30 protein-coding genes are annotated in these 24,589 nt (G+C 45.0%); 3 read left to right on the plus strand and 27 right to left on the minus strand.

Annotation, left to right across the window (positions count from 1 at the left end; genetic code table 11):
* Nucleotides 1-22: 22 nt before the first annotated feature.
* The 16 genes from atpG to spoIIR form a co-directional block, all read right to left on the minus strand.
* Nucleotides 23-886 (minus strand): ATP synthase (subunit gamma, component F1), encoded by an 864-nt coding sequence (atpG, locus tag BSU_36820; protein ID NP_391563.1) that lies wholly within the window; start codon nucleotides 884-886, stop codon nucleotides 23-25.
* A gap of 76 nt (nucleotides 887-962) precedes the next feature.
* Entirely contained in the window at nucleotides 963-2,471 is a 1,509-nt protein-coding gene (gene atpA, locus BSU_36830; protein ID NP_391564.1) for an ATP synthase (subunit alpha, component F1), read from the minus strand.
* Between the two features lie 16 nt (nucleotides 2,472-2,487).
* Nucleotides 2,488-3,033: an ATP synthase (subunit delta, component F1) gene (gene atpH / locus BSU_36840; RefSeq protein NP_391565.1), complete on the minus strand. Its 546-nt coding sequence runs from the start codon at nucleotides 3,031-3,033 to the stop codon at nucleotides 2,488-2,490.
* Nucleotides 3,030-3,542 (minus strand): ATP synthase (subunit b, component F0), encoded by a 513-nt coding sequence (atpF, locus tag BSU_36850; RefSeq protein NP_391566.1) that lies wholly within the window; start codon nucleotides 3,540-3,542, stop codon nucleotides 3,030-3,032. The genes atpH and atpF overlap by 4 nt, the downstream gene beginning before the upstream one ends.
* 162 nt (nucleotides 3,543-3,704) lie before the next feature.
* Nucleotides 3,705-3,917 (minus strand): ATP synthase (subunit c, component F0), encoded by a 213-nt coding sequence (gene atpE, locus BSU_36860; RefSeq protein ID NP_391567.1) that lies wholly within the window; start codon nucleotides 3,915-3,917, stop codon nucleotides 3,705-3,707.
* A 45-nt stretch (nucleotides 3,918-3,962) separates the two neighbouring features.
* Entirely contained in the window at nucleotides 3,963-4,697 is a 735-nt protein-coding gene (atpB, locus tag BSU_36870; protein NP_391568.1) for an ATP synthase (subunit a, component F0), read from the minus strand.
* 7 nt (nucleotides 4,698-4,704) lie between these two features.
* Nucleotides 4,705-5,088, minus strand: coding sequence for an ATP synthase (subunit i) (atpI, locus tag BSU_36880; RefSeq protein ID NP_391569.1), 384 nt, complete (start codon nucleotides 5,086-5,088; stop codon nucleotides 4,705-4,707).
* Nucleotides 5,089-5,510: 422 nt separating this feature from the next.
* Nucleotides 5,511-6,140, minus strand: a complete 630-nt coding sequence (gene upp, locus BSU_36890) for a uracil phosphoribosyltransferase (protein NP_391570.1) — start codon at nucleotides 6,138-6,140, stop codon at nucleotides 5,511-5,513.
* Nucleotides 6,141-6,274: 134 nt separating this feature from the next.
* Entirely contained in the window at nucleotides 6,275-7,522 is a 1,248-nt protein-coding gene (gene glyA, locus BSU_36900; RefSeq protein ID NP_391571.1) for a serine hydroxymethyltransferase, read from the minus strand.
* A 206-nt stretch (nucleotides 7,523-7,728) separates the two neighbouring features.
* Entirely contained in the window at nucleotides 7,729-8,271 is a 543-nt protein-coding gene (gene ywlG / locus BSU_36910) for a hypothetical protein (protein NP_391572.1), read from the minus strand.
* A gap of 12 nt (nucleotides 8,272-8,283) precedes the next feature.
* A complete protein-coding gene (gene rpiB, locus BSU_36920; protein ID NP_391573.1) occupies nucleotides 8,284-8,733 on the minus strand; it encodes a D-ribose 5-phosphate epimerase (promiscuous) in 450 nt (149 codons plus the stop codon).
* A gap of 156 nt (nucleotides 8,734-8,889) precedes the next feature.
* Complete coding sequence (prpB, locus tag BSU_36930; RefSeq protein ID NP_391574.1) at nucleotides 8,890-9,342, minus strand: protein-arginine(tyrosine moonlighting) phosphatase (oxidative stress); 453 nt, start codon at nucleotides 9,340-9,342, stop codon at nucleotides 8,890-8,892.
* 75 nt (nucleotides 9,343-9,417) lie between these two features.
* Nucleotides 9,418-9,975, minus strand: coding sequence for a manganese efflux pump (gene mntP, locus BSU_36940; RefSeq protein ID NP_391575.1), 558 nt, complete (start codon nucleotides 9,973-9,975; stop codon nucleotides 9,418-9,420).
* Nucleotides 9,976-10,053: 78 nt separating this feature from the next.
* On the minus strand, nucleotides 10,054-11,094 hold the full coding sequence (gene tsaC, locus BSU_36950; RefSeq protein NP_391576.1) for a tRNA(NNU) t(6)A37 threonylcarbamoyladenosine modification; threonine-dependent ADP-forming ATPase: 1,041 nt from the start codon (nucleotides 11,092-11,094) through the stop codon (nucleotides 10,054-10,056).
* Nucleotides 11,095-11,250: 156 nt separating this feature from the next.
* Nucleotides 11,251-11,694 (minus strand): hypothetical protein, encoded by a 444-nt coding sequence (gene ywlB, locus BSU_36960; RefSeq protein ID NP_391577.1) that lies wholly within the window; start codon nucleotides 11,692-11,694, stop codon nucleotides 11,251-11,253.
* A gap of 66 nt (nucleotides 11,695-11,760) precedes the next feature.
* Nucleotides 11,761-12,435 (minus strand): regulator signal of pro-sigma(E) spoIIGA endopeptidase (stage II sporulation), encoded by a 675-nt coding sequence (gene spoIIR / locus BSU_36970; protein NP_391578.1) that lies wholly within the window; start codon nucleotides 12,433-12,435, stop codon nucleotides 11,761-11,763.
* 140 nt (nucleotides 12,436-12,575) lie between these two features.
* Between spoIIR and ywlA the strand changes: the two genes are divergently transcribed.
* Nucleotides 12,576-12,938 carry a putative integral inner membrane protein gene (gene ywlA / locus BSU_36980; protein ID NP_391579.1) on the plus strand — a complete coding sequence of 121 codons (363 nt, stop codon included), beginning with the start codon at nucleotides 12,576-12,578 and terminating at the stop codon, nucleotides 12,936-12,938.
* A 16-nt stretch (nucleotides 12,939-12,954) separates the two neighbouring features.
* On the opposite strand, the gene ywkF is transcribed toward ywlA, so the two are convergent.
* The 3 genes from ywkF to prfA are packed head-to-tail and all read right to left on the minus strand — an operon-like array spanning nucleotide 12,955 to nucleotide 15,240.
* Entirely contained in the window at nucleotides 12,955-13,242 is a 288-nt protein-coding gene (gene ywkF / locus BSU_36990) for a hypothetical protein (protein NP_391580.1), read from the minus strand.
* A 59-nt stretch (nucleotides 13,243-13,301) separates the two neighbouring features.
* The gene (prmC, locus tag BSU_37000) at nucleotides 13,302-14,168 is read right to left on the minus strand and encodes a glutamine methylase of release factor 1 (and perhaps others) at a GGQ site (RefSeq protein ID NP_391581.1); all 867 of its coding nucleotides are present in this window, start codon (nucleotides 14,166-14,168) and stop codon (nucleotides 13,302-13,304) included.
* 1 nt (nucleotide 14,169) lies between these two features.
* Nucleotides 14,170-15,240, minus strand: coding sequence for a peptide chain release factor 1 (gene prfA, locus BSU_37010; protein NP_391582.1), 1,071 nt, complete (start codon nucleotides 15,238-15,240; stop codon nucleotides 14,170-14,172).
* A 125-nt stretch (nucleotides 15,241-15,365) separates the two neighbouring features.
* On the opposite strand from prfA, the gene ywkD reads away from it, so the two are divergent.
* Together ywkD and racA are read left to right on the plus strand one after the other, a co-directional pair.
* Nucleotides 15,366-15,752, plus strand: coding sequence for a putative enzyme (gene ywkD / locus BSU_37020; protein NP_391583.1), 387 nt, complete (start codon nucleotides 15,366-15,368; stop codon nucleotides 15,750-15,752).
* Between the two features lie 121 nt (nucleotides 15,753-15,873).
* On the plus strand, nucleotides 15,874-16,428 hold the full coding sequence (gene racA / locus BSU_37030) for a chromosome-pole-anchoring protein RacA (protein ID NP_391584.1): 555 nt from the start codon (nucleotides 15,874-15,876) through the stop codon (nucleotides 16,426-16,428).
* A gap of 33 nt (nucleotides 16,429-16,461) precedes the next feature.
* Here the strand turns inward: racA and ywkB are convergent, their stop codons facing one another.
* The 8 genes from ywkB to murAB form a co-directional block, all read right to left on the minus strand.
* On the minus strand, nucleotides 16,462-17,421 hold the full coding sequence (ywkB, locus tag BSU_37040; RefSeq protein ID NP_391585.1) for a putative metabolite transporter: 960 nt from the start codon (nucleotides 17,419-17,421) through the stop codon (nucleotides 16,462-16,464).
* An 81-nt stretch (nucleotides 17,422-17,502) separates the two neighbouring features.
* Complete coding sequence (gene maeA, locus BSU_37050) at nucleotides 17,503-19,251, minus strand: NAD-dependent malic enzyme (conversion of malate into pyruvate) (RefSeq protein ID NP_391586.1); 1,749 nt, start codon at nucleotides 19,249-19,251, stop codon at nucleotides 17,503-17,505.
* A gap of 238 nt (nucleotides 19,252-19,489) precedes the next feature.
* Entirely contained in the window at nucleotides 19,490-20,077 is a 588-nt protein-coding gene (gene tdk / locus BSU_37060) for a thymidine kinase (RefSeq protein ID NP_391587.1), read from the minus strand.
* Nucleotides 20,078-20,165: 88 nt separating this feature from the next.
* The gene (rpmEA, locus tag BSU_37070; protein ID NP_391588.1) at nucleotides 20,166-20,366 is read right to left on the minus strand and encodes a ribosomal protein L31; all 201 of its coding nucleotides are present in this window, start codon (nucleotides 20,364-20,366) and stop codon (nucleotides 20,166-20,168) included.
* A gap of 118 nt (nucleotides 20,367-20,484) precedes the next feature.
* Nucleotides 20,485-21,768: a transcriptional terminator Rho gene (gene rho, locus BSU_37080; RefSeq protein NP_391589.2), complete on the minus strand. Its 1,284-nt coding sequence runs from the start codon at nucleotides 21,766-21,768 to the stop codon at nucleotides 20,485-20,487.
* Between the two features lie 30 nt (nucleotides 21,769-21,798).
* Complete coding sequence (locus BSU_37089; protein ID YP_009514010.1) at nucleotides 21,799-21,960, minus strand: hypothetical protein; 162 nt, start codon at nucleotides 21,958-21,960, stop codon at nucleotides 21,799-21,801.
* Between the two features lie 214 nt (nucleotides 21,961-22,174).
* Nucleotides 22,175-23,140, minus strand: a complete 966-nt coding sequence (gene glpX, locus BSU_37090; protein ID NP_391590.1) for a fructose 1,6-bisphosphatase class II — start codon at nucleotides 23,138-23,140, stop codon at nucleotides 22,175-22,177.
* A 30-nt stretch (nucleotides 23,141-23,170) separates the two neighbouring features.
* Nucleotides 23,171-24,460, minus strand: a complete 1,290-nt coding sequence (gene murAB / locus BSU_37100; RefSeq protein NP_391591.2) for a UDP-N-acetylglucosamine 1-carboxyvinyltransferase — start codon at nucleotides 24,458-24,460, stop codon at nucleotides 23,171-23,173.
* Nucleotides 24,461-24,589 lie beyond the last annotated feature (129 nt).

Genomic DNA, 24,589 nt, shown 5'->3' on the forward strand with positions numbered 1-24,589 from the left:
TATCCCTCCTGACAAAATCTTTCTATTCTAAAGCGGCTGCTCCGCCGACAATTTCCGTAATTTCTTGTGTGATGGCTGCTTGGCGAGCGCGGTTGTAAGAAAGCGAAAGTGAATCGATAAGTTCCTTCGCGTTGTCTGTCGCGTTTTTCATCGCCGTCATTCTTGCAGCGTGCTCACTTGCTTTACTGTCAAGAAGCGCACCGAAGATTAAGCTTTCTGCATATTGAGGAAGCAAAACCTCCAGAACCTCCTCTTCAGATGGTTCAAATTCATAAGACGCCGTTCTTTTTCCGCCGCCGCTGCCCAAATCAGATAACGGCAGAAGTTTTTTCTCCGTTACTTCTTGAGTAATGGCGCTGACAAAATGGTTATAAACAAGGTGCAATTCATCAAACGCACCGTCTATAAACATTTGAATCGTTTGACGGGCAAGATCTTTAATTTCTGTAAACGTTACTTCATCTCCAAGTCCTGTTAACTCGGAAATGATCGGAATCTCCCGTTTCTTAAAGAAATCACGGCCCACTCTTCCGATGGCAATCACCGCATACTCATCCTTAGACTGATGACGTTCTTGCATGGCCTGATAAGCACTCCGTAAAACCGAACTGTTAAAAGCGCCGGCAAGACCGCGGTCAGACGTAATGACAAGGTATGCCGTTTTTTTCACTTCTCTGCTGAGAAGCATCGGGTGCTTCACGTTGCCGGAAACTCTTCCGACGTTTGACACAACCTCTTGGATTTTATCCATATATGGCACAAATGATTTTGCATTGTTTTCAGCACGATTCAGCTTAGCCGCAGATACCATCTGCATGGCTTTTGTAATCTGACTTGTTTTTTTCGTTGACGTGATCCTTGACTTAATATCGCGTAATGAGGCCAAAGATTTCACCACCTTTTCTCTTCATCTGCGTAAAAAGAGAGAAAAAGAGAACCTTTTTCTCTCATCAGCATTCGAGTTAGTTGCTTGGTGCAAATGTGCGTTTGAAGCCTTCGATTGCAGCTTTGAAGTCTTCATCAGCAGGAAGGTTTCCTGTTTTCGCAATTCCGTCAAGCAGGTCTTTATGGTTTTGGTCAAGGTACATGTAGTACTCTTCTTCAAAACGTCTGATATCCGCCACAGGAATATCATCGAGATATCCTTTTGTCAGCGCATAAAGAATAGCTACTTGCTTTTCAACCGGAAGCGGCTTGTTCAGATCCTGCTTCAGCACTTCAACTGTACGCGCACCGCGGTTCAGTTTTGCCTGAGTCGCTTGGTCGAGGTCAGAACCGAATTGAGCGAATGCTTCCAGCTCACGGTATGACGCAAGGTCAAGACGCAAAGTACCTGATACTTTTTTCATCGCTTTGATTTGCGCTGAGCCGCCGACACGGGATACAGACAATCCGGCATTGATCGCTGGACGTACGCCTGAGAAGAACAAATCAGATTGCAGGAAGATCTGTCCGTCGGTGATGGAAATGACGTTCGTCGGAATATAAGCAGAGATATCTCCGGCTTGTGTTTCTACGAACGGCAGAGCTGTAATTGATCCTGCGCCTTTCGCGTCGCTAAGCTTTGCTGCACGCTCAAGCAGACGGGAATGAAGATAGAATACATCCCCAGGGAACGCTTCACGGCCTGGCGGACGGCGAAGAAGCAAGGACAGCTCACGGTAAGCGGCCGCTTGTTTAGAAAGATCATCGTATACAACAAGAACGTGCTTGCCGTTGTACATAAATTCTTCTGCCATTGTAACCCCAGCATACGGTGCCAGGTACAGAAGCGGTGCCGGCTGTGACGCAGACGCCGTTACAACAATTGTATAATCAAGCGCGCCGTGTTTACGCAATGTTTCTACTACGCCGCGGACTGTTGATTCTTTTTGGCCGATCGCAACATATACACAGATCATGTCTTGGTCTTTTTGGTTCAGGATCGCATCGATCGCAACAGATGTTTTACCTGTTTGACGGTCACCGATGATCAGCTCACGCTGGCCGCGGCCGATTGGAATCAGTGCATCGATCGCTTTGATACCGGTTTGAAGCGGTTCATGAACGGATTTACGGTCCATAACGCCTGGTGCAGGGCTTTCGATCGGACGAGTTTTGCTTGTCAGAATCGGGCCTAGTCCGTCAACCGGCTGGCCTAGCGGGTTTACAATACGGCCGATTAACTCTTCACCAACAGGAACCTCCATGATGCGGCCTGTTCTTTTTACTTCGTCTCCCTCACGGATCTCACTGAAAGGTCCTAAGATGACGATACCTACGTTTGATTCCTCAAGGTTTTGAGCCATACCCAAAACACCGTTTGAAAATTCGACAAGTTCACCGGCCATACAGTTGTCAAGGCCGTGCACACGTGCAATACCGTCACCGACTTGGATGACTGTACCTACGTCTTGAACTTCAATATCAGATTGATAATTTTGTATTTGCTGTTTTATCAGCGTGCTAATCTCTTCAGCTTTGATGCTCACTTAGGTTTCACCCCTTCTATCGATTTTCCCCGGCTAATTGACGTTCAATGCGCTGAAGCTTCCCGCTTACGCTGCCGTCATAAATCCGGTTTCCAATGCGGACTTTAATACCGCCTATTAAATCCGTCTGCACTTCATTTCTGATTCTCAGTGAAGCGACTCCGGCTTTTTTTGCAAACACTTGTGATAATGGTAACATTTCTGCATCCGTCAGCGGTTTCACTGAATATACGATTGCGTCTTCTGTTTGACGGGCCACATTTGCGAGTTTGATAAACTCATCTGTGAGCTCAGGGACAATCGCGGCACGATGGCGGTCAATCAAAAGAAAAATCGTATTGAGTACGGACTGTGACAAAGAGCCAAATGCATTTTGAATCAGCTCTTTTTTCTTCGCAGCCGGCACCTTCGGATGGTTCAACACATCATTAAGCGCTTTTTCATTTTGAAATACTTGTTTTACAACAATTAGCTCTTCTTCTACTTGATTCAGCTGAGCGGACTCATTGGCTATATCAAAAAGAGCTGATGCATATCGTTTAGAGACAGCTGATCCACTCATCGGCTTTCTCCTACCTCTTTAAGATAGTCCTGGATCAATTTCTCTTGCGCTTGTTCATCCAGTTCTTTTTCGATCACTTTCGACGCAATCATGACAGAAAGAGACGCTACTTGCTCACGGAGAGCAGAAACCGCCTGTTCCTTTTCCTTCACGATTTCAGTTCTTGCTGCTTCTTTCAGACGTTCAGATTCTGCACGTGCAGCCTGAATAATCTCTTCTTTTTGCTTCTCTCCCAGTTTCTTTGCGTTTTCGATAAGAGTTTGGGATTCCTGTCTTGCTTCTTTTAAAAGAACGCGCTGCTCTTCAATCAGCTGCTGCGCTTCTTTATTTTTTTCTTCAGCAGACGTAATTTCTCCAGCGATGTGGTCTTCACGCTGTTTCATTATGTTTAATAGCGGCCCTAAAGCGTATTTCTTCAGAAGCGCTAATAAGATTAACATAGCTAACAGTTGGAACAGGATATCTCCGCCGTTAAACGACAATCCTAGTTCAAGTGGTAATTGAGACATCTACTACGGCAACTCCCTTCTGCAGGTTTTTCTTTGCTGATCCAGCAGCCGCACTTGTCTCTTTTCAGCCGGCAAGGCGGGATGCTTATCAGACATAAAGCAATGGCGAAGGTTCTCTTGGAATGATCTTCGCCATTTTTAGTTCATATAAGGCTTTTATGCTTAGCCAAAGAACGCTAAGAATGCGATAACGACAGCGATAATAGGAAGGGCTTCAACTAATGCGATACCCATGAACATAAGAGTTCTCAGTTCTTTACCTGCTTCCGGCTGACGGGCAATCCCCTCTACCGTACGTGAAACAATCAAACCGTTACCAATACCTGCACCAAGTGCGCCTAAACCAATTGCAATCGCAGCTGCTATTAAATTCATGAAAAAGTTCCTCCTTTAAAATGTTATCCGTTTGGATATAATGTTTTAATGATCATGACTGATTTTATGAGACATGTACACCATCGTCAGCATTGTAAAGATAAATGCCTGGATAGCACCAATAAATAAACTGAATGCTTGCCATGCCAGCATCGGCAGAATGGCACCGATTGTACCGACAAGACCGAGAGCCACGCTTTGCGAATAATGGCTTGTTGCTAATCCCGCAAGCAGGCCGAGAAGAATCTCACCGGCGAAGATGTTACCATACAGCCGCAAACCTAGAGTCAGCGTATTCGCAAACTCTTCGATGATTTTCATCGGGAGCATGAATGGAACAGGTCTTAAATAGTCTTTGGAATATTCCTTGAGCCCTTTCATCTTCACACCATAGTAGTGGGTTAAAGCAACAACCATCACGGCTAGCGTTAATGTAATGGCAGGATCGGCTGTCGGAGACTTCCACCAGAGCTCATGTCCGATTGTAATAGAGAACGGCAGCCCCAGCATATTCGACACAAATATGTACATCAGCAATGTGACACCAAGTGCCAAGAAGTTAGCCCCTGTTTTTAAATCCATTGTACTGCCAATAATATTGCGGACGAAATCAACAATCCATTCCATAAAGTTCTGGGCTTTTCCGGGACGGATCGAAAGCGTTCTTGTCGTCAATATAGCAATCAATAAAACAATCACACTCGCCACAGTAATCATCAGAATGTTTGTCAGATTAAAAGTAAGACCTAGAAATTCTATAGTTCTGTAACCATGATTCAAAGGGTTTTCACCTCTCTTCCATTGATGAACGTTTAAGCTGGATAAAGGAATCTATCATAATGACAGGGTATATTGTCATTAATCCAATAACTGTACTTGCCATATGAAAGTATTCGGGATTTTTATAGGCAACAGCCACAGCAAGAATCGCATTGCACCACCGCGCTGCGCTCCCGAGAGATCGTATGGACTTTCCTTTCTCTACAGCTCTGTCAAAAGCATTCATTCTTCTGACGAGCAGTAAAAAATTAAACAAACTGAAAACAGTTCCCAGAATAAGGCCTAAAAAAACGGTTTTATACGCTGTTAAACCATAACCCAGTACATACACTGCCAAAATGAACAATAAATATTTGCGTTGTCTGCTAAATGTAAGCTTGGGATCGTCCATCAATTATCTGTCTCCTGATGAAAAAATAATGTATAGCTTGGATACGGCAAAAATCAGCGGTTAACCCTTAGTAGAAGACCTTTTTTGACCGGCAAAACGGGCCTGTTCGAAAAAATCATTCATCCGCAAGCCTTGCAGGGATGCTGTTTCATTCGCTTAAATAAATCCTCATAATACGGGTTTGCTGAGAGGATTTACATTGAGGATGAGGACTATAATGAAAGCTATGAAAACCTTCTCATAATACCCTCGTTTAGCATACAATAGCCCCTAACATGTGTCAATCTGTTTAAAGTTAAAAAACTTTTTATACTTTACGTCTCCACAGAATGTTCACATTTTCACCTATAATTGTATACAGATTCACCGAATAGCAAAAAACTGGATAAAAAAATGAAACCCCCTTTTGGGGATTTCATTTTTTATTTTGTTCCAAACATGCGGTCACCCGCATCTCCGAGACCTGGAACAATATATCCTTTTTCATTTAATTTTTCATCTAGCGCCGCAATGTAAATATCAACGTCCGAATGATGCTTCTGCAATTCTTCCACACCCTCCGGCGCTGCTACAAGACACATGAAACGGATATTTTTCGCACCGCGTTTTTTAAGGCTGTGAATGGCTTCAACTGCGGAACCGCCTGTAGCGAGCATCGGGTCAACCACGATGAATTCACGCTCTTCCACATCAGAAGGAAGCTTGACATAGTATTCCACGGGTTTTAAGGTTTCTGGATCACGGTAAAGGCCGACATGTCCCACTTTTGCCGCAGGAATCAGCTTTAAAATGCCGTCAACCATTCCCAATCCTGCTCTGAGGATAGGAACCACTCCGAGTTTTTTCCCTGAGATGACTTTCGATTTCGCAGCCTGAACCGGTGTATTGATATCCACTTCTTCCAGAGGAAGATCGCGGGTAATTTCAAATGCCATGAGTGTAGCCACTTCATCTACTAACTCTCTAAAATCCTTCGTACCTGTATTTTCATTCCGTATATATGTCAGCTTGTGCTGAATTAAAGGATGATCAAATACATAAACCTTTCCCATACTGTGTTTCAGCTCCTTTTTTATTGTCCCATCAACAATTACACACTTCTATTGATTCTACAAAAAAAGACATTGAGTTTCAAGAACATCGTCAAAAAACCCGCCGGGCATAAGCCCAAGCGGGTTTTAGGATCTTAATAATCTAATTCTTTATATAAAGGAAATTTATCAGTCAGAGCAGCTACACGCTGTCTTGCTTCTTCAAGTTTTCCTTCATCTTCGTGGTTTTTCAATGCAAGCGCAATGATAGCACCGACTTCTTCTAATGCGTCTCCGTCAAAACCGCGGCTGGTTACAGCAGCTGTACCAAGACGGATGCCGCTTGTTACGAAAGGTTTTTCAGGATCATATGGAATCGCGTTTTTGTTAGACGTAATACCAATTTCATCAAGTACATGCTCCGCAACCTTACCAGTCAGTCCGAGCGAACGAAGGTCAACAAGGATAAGGTGGTTGTCTGTTCCGCCTGAAACGAGCTGGATGCCCTCTTTCGTTAAGGCTTCAGCCAGACGTTTCGCGTTTGAAATGACGTTTTGTGCATATGTTTTGAAATCGTCCTGCAATACTTCACCGAATGAAACAGCTTTTGCGGCAATAACGTGCATCAGAGGGCCGCCTTGAATTCCAGGGAAGATCGATTTATCAATTTTCTTGCCAAACTCTTCACGGCAAAGGATCATACCGCCGCGAGGACCGCGAAGTGTTTTATGTGTTGTTGTTGTAACGAAATCAGCGTAAGGAACCGGGTTTGGATGAAGGCCTGCCGCAACAAGTCCTGCGATATGTGCCATATCCACCATGAAGTAAGCGCCGACTTCATCAGCAATTTCACGGAATTTCTTAAAGTCGATTGTACGAGGATACGCACTTGCTCCTGCTACGATAAGCTTCGGTTTATGAGCGAGGGCTTTTTCACGCACGTCATCGTAATCAATATATTGAGTTTCTTTATCTACGCCGTACTCAACAAAGTTATATTGAACACCGCTGAAGTTGACTGGGCTTCCGTGTGTTAAATGGCCGCCGTGGGAGAGGTTCATCCCAAGTACAGTATCGCCTTGCTCCAAAATCGTGAAGTACACTGCCATGTTTGCTTGTGCGCCTGAATGAGGCTGAACGTTTACATGCTCCGCTCCAAAGATTTCCTTCGCGCGGTCACGGGCGATATCTTCAACGACATCGACGTGCTCGCATCCGCCGTAGTAGCGTTTGCCCGGATATCCTTCTGCGTACTTATTTGTCAAAACAGATCCTTGTGCTTCCATAACCGCTTCACTTACAAAGTTCTCAGAAGCAATCAATTCGATCTTAGTCTGTTGGCGTTCACGCTCATTTTTAATGGCGTTAAACACTTGTTCGTCTTGCGCAGGTAAATGTTTCATCAGCGAGATCCTCTCCTATCCGTATCCTGTTCTTTGTTTTTACCATCACTATTGTACATGGTTTTTAAGGCCGATGTAAAAGATTATTTTTAAAAAATCTAAATTTTTATTGGTAAAAACGAATATTAATAACTTAAATTTAATTTAAAGTTCGGAATTTATTTCACTATCTTAAAATAAAAGAAAAGACTGGCTATGCAGTCCTTTCATTCGCACTCATAAACCGCCCGCACTCCGCCGATTAGTTTCGGCCGTGTACGCGCCAATGTCACATGAGCTGAACCGAGGCTGTTTTGAGAGACACGCACAGGGACAGCCACCGGTTTCAGATGCATGCCGATAAACGTATCGCCTATATCAATTCCGGCGTCAGCCTGAATGGTTTCAACAAGAACAGGAGACTTCATCTGCTTAAACGCATAAGACGCCATCGCTCCGCCCGCTTTTGGAACGGGCACGGCAGAAACGGTTGGAAGCCTGAACAGCTTGGCTGTTTCTGCTTCGACGACAAGCGCTCTGTTTAAATGCTCGCAGCATTGAAACGCCAGATGGATTCCCGTTTTTTCCCGGAGCTCAGCAAGTCCGCTGTAGATGCTTTCAGCGATATCTACACTGCCCGATGTGCCGATCCGGCTGCCGGCCACTTCGCTCGTGCTGCATCCAAGGACGAAGAGCTGATCTTGTTTCAATTCCGCTTGGTCCTGAAACTCAGACAGCATCGTCTTCCACGTTTGTTTCAACTCATTCATTAAACAGCACCCCTACAGGTTTTTCTCTTCATAATCGGAGATTTTTCCAATACGCGTTTGGTGTCTTCCCCCGGTAAACTCAGTAGTCAGCCAGATTTTTGCGATTTCCCGAGCCAAACCAGGTCCGATCACCCGTTCACCCATCGCAAGGATGTTTGTGTCATTATGCTCCCTCGTCGCCTTCGCGCTGAAGGTATCGTGCGCCAGCGCGCAGCGAATCCCTTTTACTTTATTAGCGGAAATGCTCATGCCGATGCCTGTCCCGCAAATTAAAATGCCTCTGTCAACTTCGCCGCTAACCACTTTTTCGGCCACCGGAAAAGCATAATCCGGATAATCGACAGAGCCGCTGCCGCAGTCACAGCCCATATCAATATATTCAATTTGCAATTCGTCCATTAACTCTTTGATTTCATTTCGAATGTGAACGCCGCCATGATCCGATGCAATGGCTACTTTCATCTGCTTTTCCTCCCAGCGTGTGTGATGCGGCCCGCCCGCTTTATTGACCGCGCAGCCTGTCCGCTCTTTGATTCACACCATATGATGTGCTTTTCACTATATTCTACTCCTTCACGCAGGATTTGCAAATGACCTGTTTGCAGATTTTCTGACAACTTATCTACGGTCTTTTTTCAGCTGTTTTGCCAGCTGCCGAAGAAGCTCTTCAAGCTCATCTCGCGTTTGTTTATAGATGTCAATTGAGCCGCCGAACGGATCGAGGACATCACCATGGCTGCCTGTGACATATTCTTTTAACGTAAACACTTTATCACGATAACGTCCAAATTGGCTGGCAATGATCTGTTTGTGCTGATGGGTCATAGCCAGAACCAAATCAGCCGATTCCATAAGTTCTTCAGTTAATGGAGAAGACACATGATTAAGGGCAATGTGTTTTTCAAACAGCGCTTCGACTGCATGAGGCGTCGCTTTCCCATTAGGTGAAGCAAACACGCCTGCCGAGCGGACATTGACATTCAGCCCTTCCCTTTCTGCAATTGATTTAAAAAGCGCCTCAGCCATTGGGCTGCGGCACGTATTTCCAGTACAGACAAAAATAATATCCATGTCAGTCACCCCTTATTTTTCTCTATTATATATGAAGAAAAAAGAAACGGCGACTTCGTTTCTTTTATTGGTATATTAAATTGGCAAAAGCAGCTTTAATCCAAACACGATTAATATGATGCCCCCGAGCGCTTCGCTGTATGTGCCAAGCCATGACTGCACTTGTTTTCCGACCAGCAGGCCCAGCCATGTCAACATCATGCTGAACAGCCCGAACAGGGTAATTGTGAGGAGCGGATGCGAGCCGTATATCCCCAAGCTCAAGCCGACGGAAAAGCTGTCAAGGCTGACGCCGATGGCAAACAGCAATAAGCCCGGCCCTGCCGGTGACATGAATCGTTCTTCTGACTGTTTAAAAGAGGCCATAAGCATTTGAACCCCAAGAACAAAAAGCAGCGCCCCACCGATATAAACCGCTAACACGCCGAGGAGCCCTGACAGCATGTTACCGGCCGCCATCCCTGCGAGAGGCATGATGACGTGAAAGAGGCCGATGATGAAACCAATATAGAATATCTGCTTCTTTCTAAGTTTGACCATGCCCATTCCAAGGCCGACAGAAAAAGCATCCATCCCTAAAGCAAACGCCATGATGCTTAATGTAATCAGTTCGCCTATAAACAAATCCGACATACATAAATAACCCCCTTGGACACGCCCCGCTTTTTTAGCCTATGCGTGTCCAAAAAGGGTTAGAACATCTGACTGCTTTCAGCGAATCACTCTTCCTCCGGCGGCTTTCATCAGCCTGTTCATAATAGCAAGACCGACACCTGTATCCGGAAAGGATTCCGCTATAATGAAATCCACCTTATTCTCATCAAAGCTGCGCAAAGCATCATACAGCCCTGCCGCAACAGTCTCAAGCTGAGCCCGTCTTCCGCAGCTCTTCACATAATCAGCGGAATAAACGCCCGCTTTTTCTTCTGTCGTCAGGACACCGACCCGTCTTCCACCCTGTTGATATTCTTGAATGAGGTGCTGAATGCGCTCTGGGCTGCCTTCGCAAATGGCAAGAGGCGCTGTCGGCGCATAATGTGTATATTTCATCCCTGGAGAAATCGGCTTCTCGTTTTGGTCGCTGAGCCCTTTATCCACATGGATCGGCCCGATCACCGCTTCAATTTGTTCCTTCGTAATGCCGCCAGGACGCAAGAGAACAGGGATGTCGTCCGCACATGAAAGCACAGTTGATTCGACCCCGATTCCGGTAGGGCCTCCATCCACAATACCGGCTATGCGGCCATCCAAGTCGTGAGCCACATGCTCCGCTTTTGTGGGACTTGGCTTGCCTGATAGATTGGCGCTCGGTGCTGCAATCGGCAGTCCCGATTCGCGAATCAATGCAAGGGCAAGCGGATGATCCGGCATTCTAATGGCAACCGTTTCAAGACCTGCCGTTACACGAGGTGAAAGCGCATCAGGTTTGCAAGGCAGAATGAGCGTAAGTGCTCCCGGCCAAAACCGTTTCATCAATGTTTTCGCCTTTTCCGGCGCCGGGCCCGTTAAATCCTCAAGCTGGCTGATATCCGCAATGTGGACAATCAGGGGATTATCGCTCGGCCGCCCTTTCGCCTCATATATTTTTTTGACGGCATCCGTATTTTTTGCGTTTGCGCCTAGGCCATATACTGTTTCTGTCGGAAAGGCAACGACCTCATTTTCTCGGAGCAAAGCGGCTGCTTGTGCAATTTGTGGATCATTTGTGGATAACTCGTCAGTTACATCCACAAACCATCTTTTCGTTTTCATTTCTGACCAAACTCCTTATTCACAACAATAAAACGATTGTTTTACGCGTGTAATCCTTTTGAAAGTATAAAAGATGTCCTGTAATAAAACAAGCGTTATCCACAAATTGTGGACAACGCTAATAAAGAAGTGGATAAGTATGTGTATAAACTGCACTTATCCAGACGCTTTTTTCATCAAAACGGCTCCTTCTGTTTGCCGCGATTCACAGAAGTGATCAGAAGAAAACAGCTCCTCCGGTACACTCTCAGCTCTTTCAAAACCCATGGCCGTCAGAAAGTCCGCAGAGGAATGCTGATTTGCTACTAGGTACACGGTTTTGATCTGATGCTTTTCGCACAGCACCTCCATGCTTTGAAAAAGCGTGACGATGTGGCCTTGGTGAAGCTTGTCCGATATGACAAGTGATCGCAGCAGCCCCTGGTCACAGCTTATTTTTTCAATACCGAGGCATCCGGCAATGTTTTTCTCACTGTCCTCCAGCATAAGAAATTGAGTGAAGCCTTCTTTCACGCCTTCATAGCTGGTTTTTGCCTGTTTTAAAAATGCCTCGAGCACATCTCCGTCTTTTTCCCTTGCCACCCGCAGTTGATAAAACATCCGTTCACCCCGTTTTTGCGTTCTTTCTTCCAATCTATGAGGCAAATCTATTTTTAGACCAGATGATTAGGAAAAAAGGTCGGAAATCCATTCGACTAAAAAGAATTTCACTTCTGTGCCGTCTTCTTTTTCTTCGTTCTCTTCTTTTTTGGCTTTTTCCGCTTTAGCGGTTACGTCCTCAAGCACTTTTTCAGTCTGCTTTTTTGAGGCTTCTTTATCTTCTTGTTCTTTGACGGCTTCCCCGTTAGAAAAATCAAGAAAGCAGAGGGGCGGGAACAGCACACACCACCAGTTGGCGCCGTCTCCGTTTCCAAGCGTAATCAAAATCGCTTCATACTCACCAGCGGGATATACCATGTTGCCGTAAAGCTTTGTCGGAAACGAGATTTTGTCAAAATCAACGGATATCGACTGATTCGCTCCTTCTTTCTCCATTGTTTCCTTTGCAATTGCTTTGATTTCAGGCAGCTTTGAACGAATCACGCGACGCGCTTCTTCAATAGAAGTAATATCCTTTACCCAAGTTGTGATTTCTTTATTCACCGCGTCTCTTATATGACGTTTTAATTGCTGGTCTTGATCACTATCGCTGTTTGCCAGTATTCTCAAACGAATCGCCTGATCAGGTATGACCACCGGCTGATTTTCCGATTTTTGTGCCGTCTCTTCTTTTGCCAGCCCTACGAGCGCTCCGGATAATAAAAGAAAGATATATATACAAATGATTACTGTTTTTTTCATCGGTCCCCACCGTTCCTCTCCGTGCTTTGTTTCTAGCCCTATTATGGACAAGGAGAGCCTGGGATAAACGTGCAGGGTGAAAAAAATCTAGCAAGCTGTTAATCTTATTTATGGTACGATAGTGTTTTAGGAGGTTTAAGATGAAATACAATTATACAGTGCTGTTATCAGCATTCACGATGTCCGTTCTTTATTCAGTAATTTATATTCATTCATTTATCATTGCCGCTCTCATCACAATGGCATTTTATTTTCTGTTTCCTTATTTGATCTTCGCACTGCCGCTTCAAATCATGATGAATAAAAAGCCGAAACGTTTCAGCCCTTTGTATCTGCTGTATTACCTTGCCGCTGCTTTTATTGCCAACGCGATCATTTTCGGCATGCTTCAGCCTTCGGGACAATCTCTGTTTCAAAATACAGCCTTTTATCTTTTCGCTGTATTAACAGCTCTTATCTATTGGATATGGGATTCTGTTTTACTGCAAAAAAAGGAAGCCTAAGAGGCTTCCTTTTTTATTAAAACAAAATCGTCAGTAAATAACATAGAATGGAAGGTATCGCCGCAACAAAGAAAGCGGCCGCCATTTTCATGCGAGATGTACGGCCTTCTTTGGTTTCTGAATGGTAGTTTGCCCGCTGATCGCTTCCGCTTACAGCCAAACCCGATGTAATGATCGCGAGCCCCACTAAAACGAGAGACGCAACGCCAAAAATCGCTTCATATGAAAGAGCCTGCGGAAAAATGGTGCCAATCATGCTCTCAATCGCAATGAGCAGGATTCCTGCTGTCAGGGCCTTTTTCATGTTTACATCCCCTTTGCTGGTGTTAAACAGCTTGATCCATTCACTCGCCAGCAAGCTGCTTATTTATTTTTATGAATCAGAGCGCATATGGTTCTGTCTTTTCCATTAATATCTTTCAGCACTTCCACTTCCGCCCCCTTAAACGCCTTGAGGATCAGGTCTTTGACCGCCGCTCCCTGTTTCCAGCCGATTTCAAAAACGACAAATACTTTATCCTTCATAACAAGCGGAATGTCTTCCATAAACCGCTTATAAAATTTCAGCCCGTCTCCGCCATCGGTGAGTGCGTGCAGCGGCTCATGAAAACGGACAATTTCCGATAAATCAGCCATTTCTTCCTCTGAAATATATGGCGGGTTTGAGACAATGATATCCGCTTTTTTTCCCGCCTTAATAAAAGGCTCAAGCAGATCGCCCTGATAAAAGCGCACATTCGCTCCGAGTTTTTCTGCATTGGCAGAGGCGACTTGCAGCGCCTCTTTCGAAATATCGACCGCCGACACAGAAAAGCTTTGGTTTTCAAGCGCAAGCGTGACGGCTATTGCGCCGCTCCCTGTACCAACGTCAACAACTTCGAGCTTGCCGTCTTCAGAAAAAACACTCCGATATTTTTCAAGCAAATGAAAGACAACTTCTTCAGTTTCCGGCCGCGGGATCAGCACATCATCATTCACCATAAATTCCCGTCCATAAAAAAACTCTTTTCCTATAATGTATTGAACCGGCACGCCCTCTTTATGCATCTCAACGTGACGCTTAAAGCGATACAGTTCGTCTTCACCAATCGGTTCCTGTAAGCTTGCGAGCAGCTTGCTTCTCTCCATTCCGGTATCATAAAGCAATAGGAGCTCGGCCGCATTTTCTTCTCTTCCCGCTTCGGTTAAATAAGAAGAAGCCCATTTCAGGGCTTCGAATATCGTCTTCATCTTAACCTTCCGACTGCTGAAGCTTGCTTGCCTGATCTTCAACAATCAGCGCTTCAACCACTTCGTCAAGTTTTCCTTCAAGAATCTGATCAAGCTTTTGAATCGTCAAACCGATTCTGTGATCCGTCACACGGTTTTGCGGGAAGTTGTATGTGCGGATACGTTCAGAGCGGTCACCAGATCCGACTGCTGATTTCCGTGTTTGATCATATTCAGCCTGGGCTTCCTGCTGAAATTTATCATAGATTCTGGCACGGAGAACCTTCATTGCTTTTTCTTTGTTCTTAATTTGAGATTTTTCATCCTGGCATGATACAACAACACCTGTCGGCAAGTGAGTCAGACGAACCGCAGACATTGTTGTGTTAACGCTTTGTCCGCCCGGTCCGCTTGAAGCAAATGTATCGACACGGATATCCTTCTCATGGATGTCGACCTCTACCTCTTCTGCCTCAGGAAGACATGCCACTGTTGCAGTGGATGTATGGATGCGTCCGCCTGATTCTGTTTCCGGAACACGCTGTACGCGGTGGGCGCCGTTTTCATATTTGAGTTTAGAATACGCGCCGCTTCCTGTAATCATAAAGATGATCTCTTTGTAGCCGCCCGTTCCGGTTACATTCGCTTCCATGACCTCTGTTTTCCAGCCCTGAAGCTCAGCATAACGGGAATACATTCTGTACAGATTGCCCGCGAATAAAGCGGCTTCCTCGCCTCCCGCAGCCCCGCGGATCTCCATGATAACGTTTTTGTCGTCATTAGGATCTTTCGGGATCAGGAGCACCTTCAGCCGTTCTGACAGTGTTTCCGTTTCCTTCTGAAGTTCAGAAATCTCTTCCTTCACCATGTCGCGCATCTCAGCATCCAGCTTCTCTTCAAGCATCGCTTTTGCATCAGCCAGCTGTTCTGACGCATCTCTGTATTGTCTATATACGTCAACTGTTTCTTGTATATCAGATTGCTCTTTTGAATATTCTCTTAGCTTTTTCGGATCGTTGACTACTTCTGGATCGCTCAAAAGCTCATTTAATTTCTCGTATCGTTCTTCAATTGATTTTAAACGGTCTAACACGGTCTTCACCTCTGTTTTCCTGTGCGTAACATTCTCATTATAGTATAGTGATTAACCCCAGTCAAAAGCATTTCAATCCCAGCTGGAAAAGCTCCCTCTGCTATACTGGAATTCGAGGAGGGATGATGTTGCTGAAATCCATACATCATATTGCAATCATATGTTCAGATTACGAAAAGTCGAAAGCTTTCTACGTACATAAGCTTGGTTTTCAGGTGATTCAAGAAACGTACCGCGAAGAGCGCGGCTCCTATAAGCTTGATTTGTCGCTTAACGGCTCGTATGTCATTGAGCTGTTCTCGTTTCCCGATCCGCCCGAACGACAAACCCGGCCTGAAGCCGCAGGCCTGCGCCACCTCGCCTTTACAGTCGGCAGCTTGGATAAAGCTGTTCAAGAGCTTCATGAAAAAGGAATCGAAACAGAGCCAATCAGAACAGATCCGCTGACCGGCAAGCGTTTCACCTTCTTTTTTGATCCTGACCAGCTTCCATTAGAACTGTATGAACAATAACAGTTTTTGAAGAAAAAAAGGAGATACCCACTTTCTTTGCCGAATCTTTTCTTGTTTTGTCTAACGGGAAGGGAACCGCATTCTATGGTCGAATACCTAGCTTAAAAGGAGGTATGGGATCATGAATACAAATATGGTAGCAAGTGAACTCGGCGTCTCCGCAAAGACGGTGCAGCGGTGGGTGAAGCAGCTGAATCTTCCGGCCGAACGCAATGAGCTCGGACACTATTCGTTCACGGCAGAAGACGTGAAGGTTCTAAAATCCGTTCAAAAACAAATCTCTGAAGGCACGGCGATTCAGGATATTCATCTGCCGAAAAGCGCTAAAAAGCGCACAGGCTTCCTTGTCCAAAAAACAAGTAGCGACACAGAACGAAGAATCGAGCAGCTTGAACAAAAGCTGGACACCCTTTTACAGCAAAGGCAGGACGAAAGCGAATTGATGGCAAGGATGTCGGAACTGGAACGCCAGCTGAAACAAAAAGCCGATGAAGGTGTATCTTACCAGCTGCTTCAGCACCGCAGAGAAATCGATGATATTCTTGCAGATCTGCAATCACTGACCTCACAAATGAAAGAATTCACCGCTCATTCGATCCCCGAGACTGCTGCTGCTTCTGAAAAAACCAAAACAAGAAAAAAACCGCTGCTGTCACTGTTCAAATTTCAAACCTAAAGCAAAAAGCTCCCTTAAAGGGAGCTTTTTTTGTTACGCAGTAAGCGCGATAATGATTGGAAGTGAAATCAATGACAGAATCGCACTGACCACAAACGCAGTTGCAGTTTCTTCTTCTTGTTTCTCGAAACGAGTCGCAATCATGGCTGCAACGGCAGAACCAGGGAATGCAACAAGAAGGATTGCTTTTGTTGTTTGGTCAGCTGGAAGTCCGATAGCAAGAGCAATCAGGAACATTAACGCAGGCTGAACCGCAACTTTTAGTAACGCAATACCGATAGCCGGCATACTGAGTTTAATTTTACGAATACCAACGGTAACACCAACAGCGAAGAGAGCAACACCAGATGTTGTGCTTCCAAGCTGATCAAGCATTTTAACACCCAGCTCAGGAAGAGTGAAATTGAAAACCAGCACCAAGATCATACTGATTAACGGAGCAGCTGCAAGCGGCTCACAAAGACCATGCAGGATTGATTTTCCTGTCATCTTCCAGAAGCTGTCGCCACTCTCTTCGTTTTTCTTAGAAGACTCACCAACAGTAGCGATAATGATCGCGAGCGGATCAAGAATCGCGTTAACCACGATACCTGTGACCGCGATCGGAATCGCAACTTCATTCGCTCCGAATAAGCTTCCCAATACCGGGATACCCATAAATGCGAATGTCGGCTGTGCAGAGTTCAAAGAAAATACAGATGAGTTCGTTAAATCATACTTGAATATAAATCTGCAAACCAAAAGAATGATGATATAGAAACCAACAATCCCAATAATTAAAGAAATCATTAAAGGTACTTGTGATAAAAATTCACTTCTGGAAGTTGTCAAAATACCAGCGATAAAGTGAGCTGGAAGTGCGTATTTCGTTACTAACGTACTTACCCCTTTTGCCGACTTGGCATCATAACTTCCAAAATGTCCTGCAAACCAACCCAGCACGATAACAAAGAAGATCGGCGCCAGGAGGATTAAGATATCTAAGATGCTCAAAATATTCTCCTCCAAATCCTATGTCCGTATACTTTAGCTTTACAAAAAGCTTTCCCTCGGACAGAAAAATTTACTCGCTAATTATTTCGCGATGACTTTTTTGTATTCAGGTGTCCACATTGCATCAAGTACCGCTTGTTTCACATCTTCAGGCTGACGATTTGCCACGCCGTCTTTAATTGCTGCTTCAGCAACGGCAATCGCAACTTGGATAGAAACCTCTTGAAGCTTATCAATGCTTGGAAGCAATCCTGCTCCAGGTGTTTCAAGATCAACCATTTCAGCAATCGCATCAGCAGTTGCAGCAAACATAGCAGGTGTAATGATACGCGCTTCAGCTACAATTGAACCAAGTCCAAGACCAGGGAACGCGAATGCGTTGTTAGATTGTCCGATTTCATAAGAAACACCGTTGTATTCTACATTGTCAAATGGGCTTCCTGTTGCAATAAGCACTTTTCCGTCAGTCCATTTGAACAGATCTTCAGGAACAGCTTCAGCAAGGTGAGTCGGGTTAGACATCGGCATGATAACCGGACGGTCTACGTGAGATGCCATTTCTTTTACAATTTCCTCTGTGAATGCACCTGAAACCCCTGAAGTACCAATCAAGATTGTTGGTTTCGCTTGACGAACAACTTCATCGAATGGAATTTGACCTTTTTCATCGCGCTTCCAGTCTTTCACTTCATCCGCATTGCGAAGGTAAGGTTTTTGGAAATCAAGGATGCCTTCGATGTCTTCAGTCAGCAAGCCTCTGTAATCAAGTGTGTAGAAACGTTTGTTAGCTTCTTCTTCAGATAATCCGGCTAGCACCATTGTGTCACGGATTTGGTCAGCAATACCGATACCAGCAGAACCAGCACCGAAGATAACAACACGCTGATCTTTAATAGAAGCGCCGGTTTTCTTCATAGCGGCAAGCACACCTGCAAGTGTAATCGCGCCAGTACCTTGAATATCATCATTAAATGTCAGGATTTCATGATTGTATTTTTTCATGATGTTGCGTGCATTTTTGTTGCCAAGGTCTTCCCAGTGAAGAAGCGCTTTAGGGAAGAATTTCAATGCAGCTTTTACATAAGCGTCAATGAAAGCTTCGTAGCGTTCACCTTGAACACGTTCATGCTTGTTACCAATATATAAAGGATCGTTTAGAAGTTTTTCGTTGTTCGTACCGACATCAAGCACAACCGGGATAACACGGCTAGGGTCAATACCAGCTGCAGCAGTGTAGACAGCCAATTTACCGATTGCAATATTAATACCGCCTACACCCCAGTCACCGATACCGAGAATGCTTTCGGAGTCAGTAGCAACGATAAGATCAATATCGCCTGCTGTCGCATGAAGGTTTTCAAACGCTTTTTCAATACCGTCAATGTTATCGATTGACAAGTAGATTCCTTGAGGTCTTCTATATTCATGGCTGTATTCCTGAATCGCTTCACCAACTGTTGGCGTGTACACAACAGGAAGCATTTCGCGAAGATGGTTTTTCAGCAATTTATAGAAAAGAACTTCGTTACGGTTTGCAAGATCACTTAAGTAAACATTTTGACGAAGGCGGTCAGGCTGCGCTTGGAATTGCTCGTACGCGCGTTGTGCTTGTTGATCAAGAGAAAGTACAGTTGGCGGCAGAAGCCCTTCTAAGCCGAGTTCTTGTCTTTCTTCTAGTGAAAAAGCAACGCCTTTATTTAAAGTAGGAATAGATAAAACTTCTTTTCCTCTAAGAGTTGTTTCTAAGTGGCCTTCTTTCGTTTTTTTTATGTTATTCAAGCAAATCTCCTTCTTTCTTGAAATAGTTAACCAAGTTAAGTAATAACCCATCTAAAATATGACCGATCATGATCTTTATGCGACTTTGTGACAATTATTCGAACAATGTCTCAAAACTATTTACATTACGTAAGCTATTGTATGCCTGTCAAAATCAAAATTCAAGAGAAGAAAATTACTTAATTTTTTAATATACTTATTTAAATTTTTTAATTGAATATTATCAGAATATAAAAAAAACACCGGTGTTTTTAGCCGGTGCATTCTATCTTTATACCCATGTTTTGGACTATTTTTTAGATTTACCTGGGACTTCGTGATGATGTCTGCATCTTGCTTCATATGATTCAGCTGCACCAACCAAAATGACCGGATCATCGTAAGAAGCAGGTTTGCCGTCAATGAGGCGCTGTGTTCTGCTCGCCGGTGATCCGCAAACAGAACAGACGGCTTGCAGCTTTGTCACACTTTCCGCAATCGCCATGATATTCGGGACGACACCGAACGGCTCTCCCCTAAAATCCATATCAAGGCCTGCTGCTATCACACGGTAGCCTTTATCGGCAAGAGATGATAAAACCTCAACAATTTCCTGATCAAAAAACTGCACTTCATCAACCGCAACCACATCTGTACTTTCACTGATGTGATCCCAAATGTCCGCAGCAGACGAAATGGCATAGCTCGTCATCGATGTTCCATTATGGGAGACAACAGCAGCTTCGCTGTATCGGTTATCAATTACAGGCTTAAATACCCTGACTTCCTGCTTGGCATAAGTTGCTCTCTTCACTCTTCTGATCAGCTCTTCAGATTTCCCCGAGAACATGCTGCCGCAAATCAGCTCAAGCCACCCGCTTTGTTTCATTATGTACATAGGCTTCGCTCCCCTCTCTCTGCCAGCTGTGTTTTAGACAATATAAAAAACAGGCAAGACTGCTGCTTGCCTGTTGAGAAATCTATTATTACTTAAGACCGTATTTTTTGTTAAAGCGATCAACACGACCATCAGCAGAAGCGAATTTTTGACGGCCAGTGTAGAATGGGTGGCATTCAGAGCAAATCTCAACGCGTACCTCTTCTTTTACTGAGCCTGTTTCAAATTCATTTCCGCAAGCGCATTTAACTGTTGCTTTTTTGAAATTAGGATGAATTCCTGCTTTCATTGTATCCATCTCCTTCCGCCCTGAATCCCGTGTGGAAACAGAGTTATTATTTCGGAGCATTGTCCGAAACGCATATGAGAAAATTATATCAGTGATTTACTTCTTTTGCAAATACAATTTACCTTCTTGCAGATGATAGATTTGCCTGTTTCCATTCTTGATTGAGAATATCGAAAAATTCCTGGTTTGTTTTGGTTTTTTTCATTTTTCTCATGAACTTTTCTGCGAAATCAGGTGAATCAGACATCGTTTTGCGGATAGACCATAAACGATCAAGATGCTCTTTAGGCACAAGCAGCTCTTCTTTGCGCGTTCCTGAACGGCGGATATCGATGGCAGGGAAGATGCGGCGCTCGGCAAGAGAGCGGTCAAGATGGAGCTCCATGTTGCCTGTTCCCTTGAATTCTTCATAAATGACATCATCCATACGTGAACCTGTATCGACCAGAGCCGTAGCAAGGATGGTTAAGCTGCCGCCCTCTTCGATATTTCTCGCAGCCCCAAAGAAGCGTTTCGGACGGTGGAACGCCGCTGGGTCAATCCCCCCGGAAAGCGTTCTTCCACTTGGCGGAATCACTAAGTTGTAGGCGCGGGCAAGACGTGTGATGCTGTCCATCAGGATAATGACGTCTTTTTTGTGTTCCACGAGACGCATCGCACGTTCAAGCACAAGCTCGGCCACTTTGATATGGTTTTCCGGCACTTCATCAAACGTTGAGCTGACGACATCCCCAGCTACAGAGCGCTCGATATCGGTTACTTCCTCAGGTCTTTCGTCAATTAAAAGCACGATCAGCTCTGCTTCAGGCTGGTTCGCTGTAATGCTGTTGGCAATTTCCTTCAGCAACATCGTTTTTCCGGCTTTCGGCGGCGCAACAATCAATCCGCGCTGCCCAAATCCAACCGGCGCCATCATGTCCATAATTCTTGTAGACAAGAAGTTCGGCTTTGTTTCAAGCACCATTTGACGATCCGGATAAAGTGGCGTAAGAGCCGGGAAATGCACACGCTCTTTTGCAGATTCGGGATCATCCCCATTTACTGCTTCAACGTGCAAAAGTCCATAGTAACGCTCATTTTCTTTTGGCGGGCGAACCTTGCCAGATACTTTGTCTCCGTTCCGCAAATCGAAACGGCGGATTTGTGAAGCTGAGATGTAAATGTCTTCTGAGCTTGGAGAGTAGTTGATCGGTCTCAGGAATCCGAAACCTTCAGACTGGATGATCTCGAGAACGCCTTCCATAAACAGCAGATCTTCCTGTTCTGCATTCGCTTTCAGAATGGCGAAAATGAGTTCTTTTTTTGTCAGTTTGCTGTAATAGGAGATTTTATAATGTCTTGCAAGTTCATAAAGCTCTTTCAATTTCATATTTTCCAAAGAGGAAATAGATACGTCTTTCATAAAAACACCACGCTTTTCATAGTCAATATCTTACTCTGAACATGTCATCTGCTGCTTTTGCACAACATCCGCCAAAGCACATTCTTTTTTTAACATAAAGGAACTTCTATCGGTAACACTTCCACCCATGATCGGCGCTTTTGTTAAAAGGATTGTCTTAATGAGTTTTGAAGGAAGCGAGGACAAAAACATGAGAAGATCAATACTTATATCGTCTGTATGCGGTAGAAATTGAAACTTTCCTAGTGCTTAAAAGAAGGTATTACGCAGTAAAATTCGCAGCACTCTTTATTTTTACCTTATTTCAAAAAATTATTCAACTGAAATAAGGTTTTGACACGGAATTGATAGAGTTGACGCTTTTCTGCAAAAGTTAAAGCGGGCTCACACCCGCTTTTTCTGTTTGTTATGGACGGATTACAAGATTTGGTTTCTTTTTCAAGCTGTGTCTGCCGTCAACGAAACGAACAGTGCCCGATTTTGCACGGATAACTAAGCTTTCAGTTGTACCGACAGAGCCTTTGAATTGAACTCCTTTTAACAGCTCGCCGTCAGTAACCCCTGTAGCTGCAAAAATCGCGTCATCACCCTTCACAAGGTCTTCCATGCGAAGCACTTTGCTTAAATCAAGGCCCATTTTGTGACAGCGAGTGATTTCTTCTTCGCTTTGCGGAAGAAGTTTACCAATGATTTCTCCGCCGAGTGCTTTTAGCGCAACAGCGGAAAGCACACCCTCAGGAGCGCCGCCTGATCCGAACAGGATATCAACGCCCGTGTGGTCGAAAGCCGTGTTGATGGCGCCTGCGACATCGCCGTCATTGATCAATTTGATTCTGGCGCCGGCCTCACGAAGCTCGGAAATGATTTTTGCGTGTCTTTCACGGTTTAAAATTGTGGCAACGACGTCCTCAACGTCCTTGTTTTTCGCTTTTGCCACCGCTTTAAGGTTGTCAATGACAGGTGCTTCGATGTCAATGCAGCCCACCGCTTCCGGACCGACTGCGATTTTTTGCATATACATGTCAGGAGCATTCAGAAGCGTGCCATGGTCTGCGACCGCGATAACCGTCAGCGCGTTCCAGCCGCCGCTTGCTAAGATGTTTGTGCCTTCAAGAGGGTCAACTGCGACATCAACGCGAGGGCCGTACCCGTTTCCGAGTTTTTCCCCGATATACAGCATTGGCGCTTCGTCCATTTCCCCTTCACCGATTACAACGGTCCCTTTCATCGGCACTGTATCAAAAACGTCTCTCATTGCACTTGTTGCCGCTTCATCAGCCTCATCTTTTTTTCCCCGGCCCATCCATCTTGCTGATGCCAATGCCGCAGCTTCTGTCACACGTACCAATTCCATTGATAAACTTCTTTCCATTTCAACACGATCTCCTCTCACAAGAAACCATTATGAATTTTGAAGCTGTTCTATTTCTTCGTCAGTCATTCTTTCACGCCAAATTGTCGCTCCAAGCCCCTCAAGCTTCTTCTCAAGGCTGCTGTATCCTCGGTCAATATGCTCCAGTCCCGTAATTTCCGTGACGCCATCAGCCATCAGTCCGGCTACCACCAAGCAGGCTCCGGCACGCAGATCACTCGCCTTCACTTTTGCGCCTTGAAGCTCGACAGGACCTGTGATGATGGCAGATCTGCCTTCTACTTTCATATTGGCACCCATTCGTCTCAGCTCATCAATGTGCTTGAATCTTGCCGAGTAGATGGTGTCTGTGACGACACTCGTCCCTTTCGCCCTTGTCAGGAGCGCCGTCATCGGCTGCTGTAAATCAGTCGGAAACCCCGGGTATACGAGGGTTTTGACGTCAACCGGCTTTAAGTTCTTCTGCCCGCCGACAATGAGGAGCTGGTCGTCGCTTGTTTCGATATGATAGCCCATTTCTCTCAGCTTTGCCGTTAACGACTCAAGATGAGTAGGGATGACGTTATCGATAATGACTTCCTTGCCCATTGCAGCCCCTGCAATCATAAATGTCCCGGCTTCAATTCTGTCCGGAATGATCGTATGCTTGCAGCCGTGCAGTTCCTTCACGCCGTCGATTCGAATCACATTGGTGCCCGCACCTTTGATTTTGGCGCCCATGCTGGTAAGCAATGTCGCGACGTCAATGATCTCAGGCTCCTTGGCAGCGTTTTCGATGATCGTTTTCCCTTCTGCCAAAACAGCGGCGAGCATAATGTTAATCGTTGCCCCAACGCTTACGACATCTAAATAAATCCGTGCGCCTCTCAGCCTTTCAGCTCGCAAATAAATGGCGCCTTGTTCATTGGTTACTTCAGCTCCGAGTGCTTCAAAGCCTTTGATATGCTGATCAATCGGACGGGGCCCTAAGTGACAGCCGCCAGGCAATCCAATGACCGCCTGCTTGAAGCGGCCGAGCATCGCCCCCATTAAATAATATGACGCGCGAAGCTTTTTTACTTTCCCGTTAGGAAGCGGCATGCTGATCATCGACGTAGGGTCAACAACCATTTCCCCATTCTCAAAATGCACGTTGCCGCCGATTTCCTTTAACAGGTCACGCAGCGTTTCAATATCTGAAATCTCTGGAAGCCCTTCAATTGTCACCTCGGAATTTGCCAAAATGGTTGCAGGTATTAACGCAACAGCGCTGTTTTTAGCGCCGCTGATATGTACTGTACCGTTTAACGAGTCACCGCCGGCAATATTCAACTTTTCCATGATAGTCTCCTTCCATAAGAAGATAGCTGCGGAGCTAAATAAAATGTCATTTTATTCTGTCTCTGCAAATAAAGCTCATGTCCAAAATCTAGCCAATTCGAAGAGAAAGAATACAACACATTGTAAAAT

Source organism: Bacillus subtilis subsp. subtilis str. 168 (genome assembly GCF_000009045.1).
Taxonomy (GTDB): Bacteria; Bacillota; Bacilli; order Bacillales; family Bacillaceae; genus Bacillus; species Bacillus subtilis.

Bases quoted from the DNA above. Each gene is read 5' to 3' on its own strand.
- tsaC (NP_391576.1), bottom strand. From the start codon at position 11,094: ATGAAAACGAAAAGATGGTTTGTGGATGTAACTGACGAGTTATCCACA.
- atpE (NP_391567.1), bottom strand. From the start codon at position 3,917: ATGAATTTAATAGCAGCTGCGATTGCAATTGGTTTAGGCGCACTTGGT.
- BSU_37089 (YP_009514010.1), bottom strand. From the start codon at position 21,960: ATGTTTTTGTCCTCGCTTCCTTCAAAACTCATTAAGACAATCCTTTTA.
- mntP (NP_391575.1), bottom strand. From the start codon at position 9,975: ATGTCGGATTTGTTTATAGGCGAACTGATTACATTAAGCATCATGGCG.
- atpH (NP_391565.1), bottom strand. From the start codon at position 3,033: ATGAGTGGATCAGCTGTCTCTAAACGATATGCATCAGCTCTTTTTGAT.
- ywkD (NP_391583.1), top strand. From the start codon at position 15,366: ATGTTGCTGAAATCCATACATCATATTGCAATCATATGTTCAGATTAC.
- murAB (NP_391591.2), bottom strand. From the start codon at position 24,460: ATGGAAAAGTTGAATATTGCCGGCGGTGACTCGTTAAACGGTACAGTA.
- spoIIR (NP_391578.1), bottom strand. From the start codon at position 12,435: ATGAAAAAAACAGTAATCATTTGTATATATATCTTTCTTTTATTATCC.
- rho (NP_391589.2), bottom strand. From the start codon at position 21,768: ATGAAAGACGTATCTATTTCCTCTTTGGAAAATATGAAATTGAAAGAG.
- upp (NP_391570.1), bottom strand. From the start codon at position 6,140: ATGGGAAAGGTTTATGTATTTGATCATCCTTTAATTCAGCACAAGCTG.
- glyA (NP_391571.1), bottom strand. From the start codon at position 7,522: ATGAAACATTTACCTGCGCAAGACGAACAAGTGTTTAACGCCATTAAA.
- maeA (NP_391586.1), bottom strand. From the start codon at position 19,251: ATGGGTTATTACTTAACTTGGTTAACTATTTCAAGAAAGAAGGAGATT.
- ywlG (NP_391572.1), bottom strand. From the start codon at position 8,271: ATGAATGAGTTGAAACAAACGTGGAAGACGATGCTGTCTGAGTTTCAG.
- racA (NP_391584.1), top strand. From the start codon at position 15,874: ATGAATACAAATATGGTAGCAAGTGAACTCGGCGTCTCCGCAAAGACG.
- glpX (NP_391590.1), bottom strand. From the start codon at position 23,140: ATGGAAAGAAGTTTATCAATGGAATTGGTACGTGTGACAGAAGCTGCG.
- atpF (NP_391566.1), bottom strand. From the start codon at position 3,542: ATGTCTCAATTACCACTTGAACTAGGATTGTCGTTTAACGGCGGAGAT.
- ywkF (NP_391580.1), bottom strand. From the start codon at position 13,242: ATGAAAAAGGCCCTGACAGCAGGAATCCTGCTCATTGCGATTGAGAGC.
- rpiB (NP_391573.1), bottom strand. From the start codon at position 8,733: ATGAAAGTAGCCATTGCATCGGATCATGGCGGCGTTCACATTCGAAAT.
- rpmEA (NP_391588.1), bottom strand. From the start codon at position 20,366: ATGAAAGCAGGAATTCATCCTAATTTCAAAAAAGCAACAGTTAAATGC.
- ywlB (NP_391577.1), bottom strand. From the start codon at position 11,694: ATGTTTTATCAACTGCGGGTGGCAAGGGAAAAAGACGGAGATGTGCTC.
- ywlA (NP_391579.1), top strand. From the start codon at position 12,576: ATGAAATACAATTATACAGTGCTGTTATCAGCATTCACGATGTCCGTT.
- prmC (NP_391581.1), bottom strand. From the start codon at position 14,168: ATGAAGACGATATTCGAAGCCCTGAAATGGGCTTCTTCTTATTTAACC.
- prpB (NP_391574.1), bottom strand. From the start codon at position 9,342: ATGGATATTATTTTTGTCTGTACTGGAAATACGTGCCGCAGCCCAATG.
- tdk (NP_391587.1), bottom strand. From the start codon at position 20,077: ATGTACATAATGAAACAAAGCGGGTGGCTTGAGCTGATTTGCGGCAGC.
- atpI (NP_391569.1), bottom strand. From the start codon at position 5,088: ATGGACGATCCCAAGCTTACATTTAGCAGACAACGCAAATATTTATTG.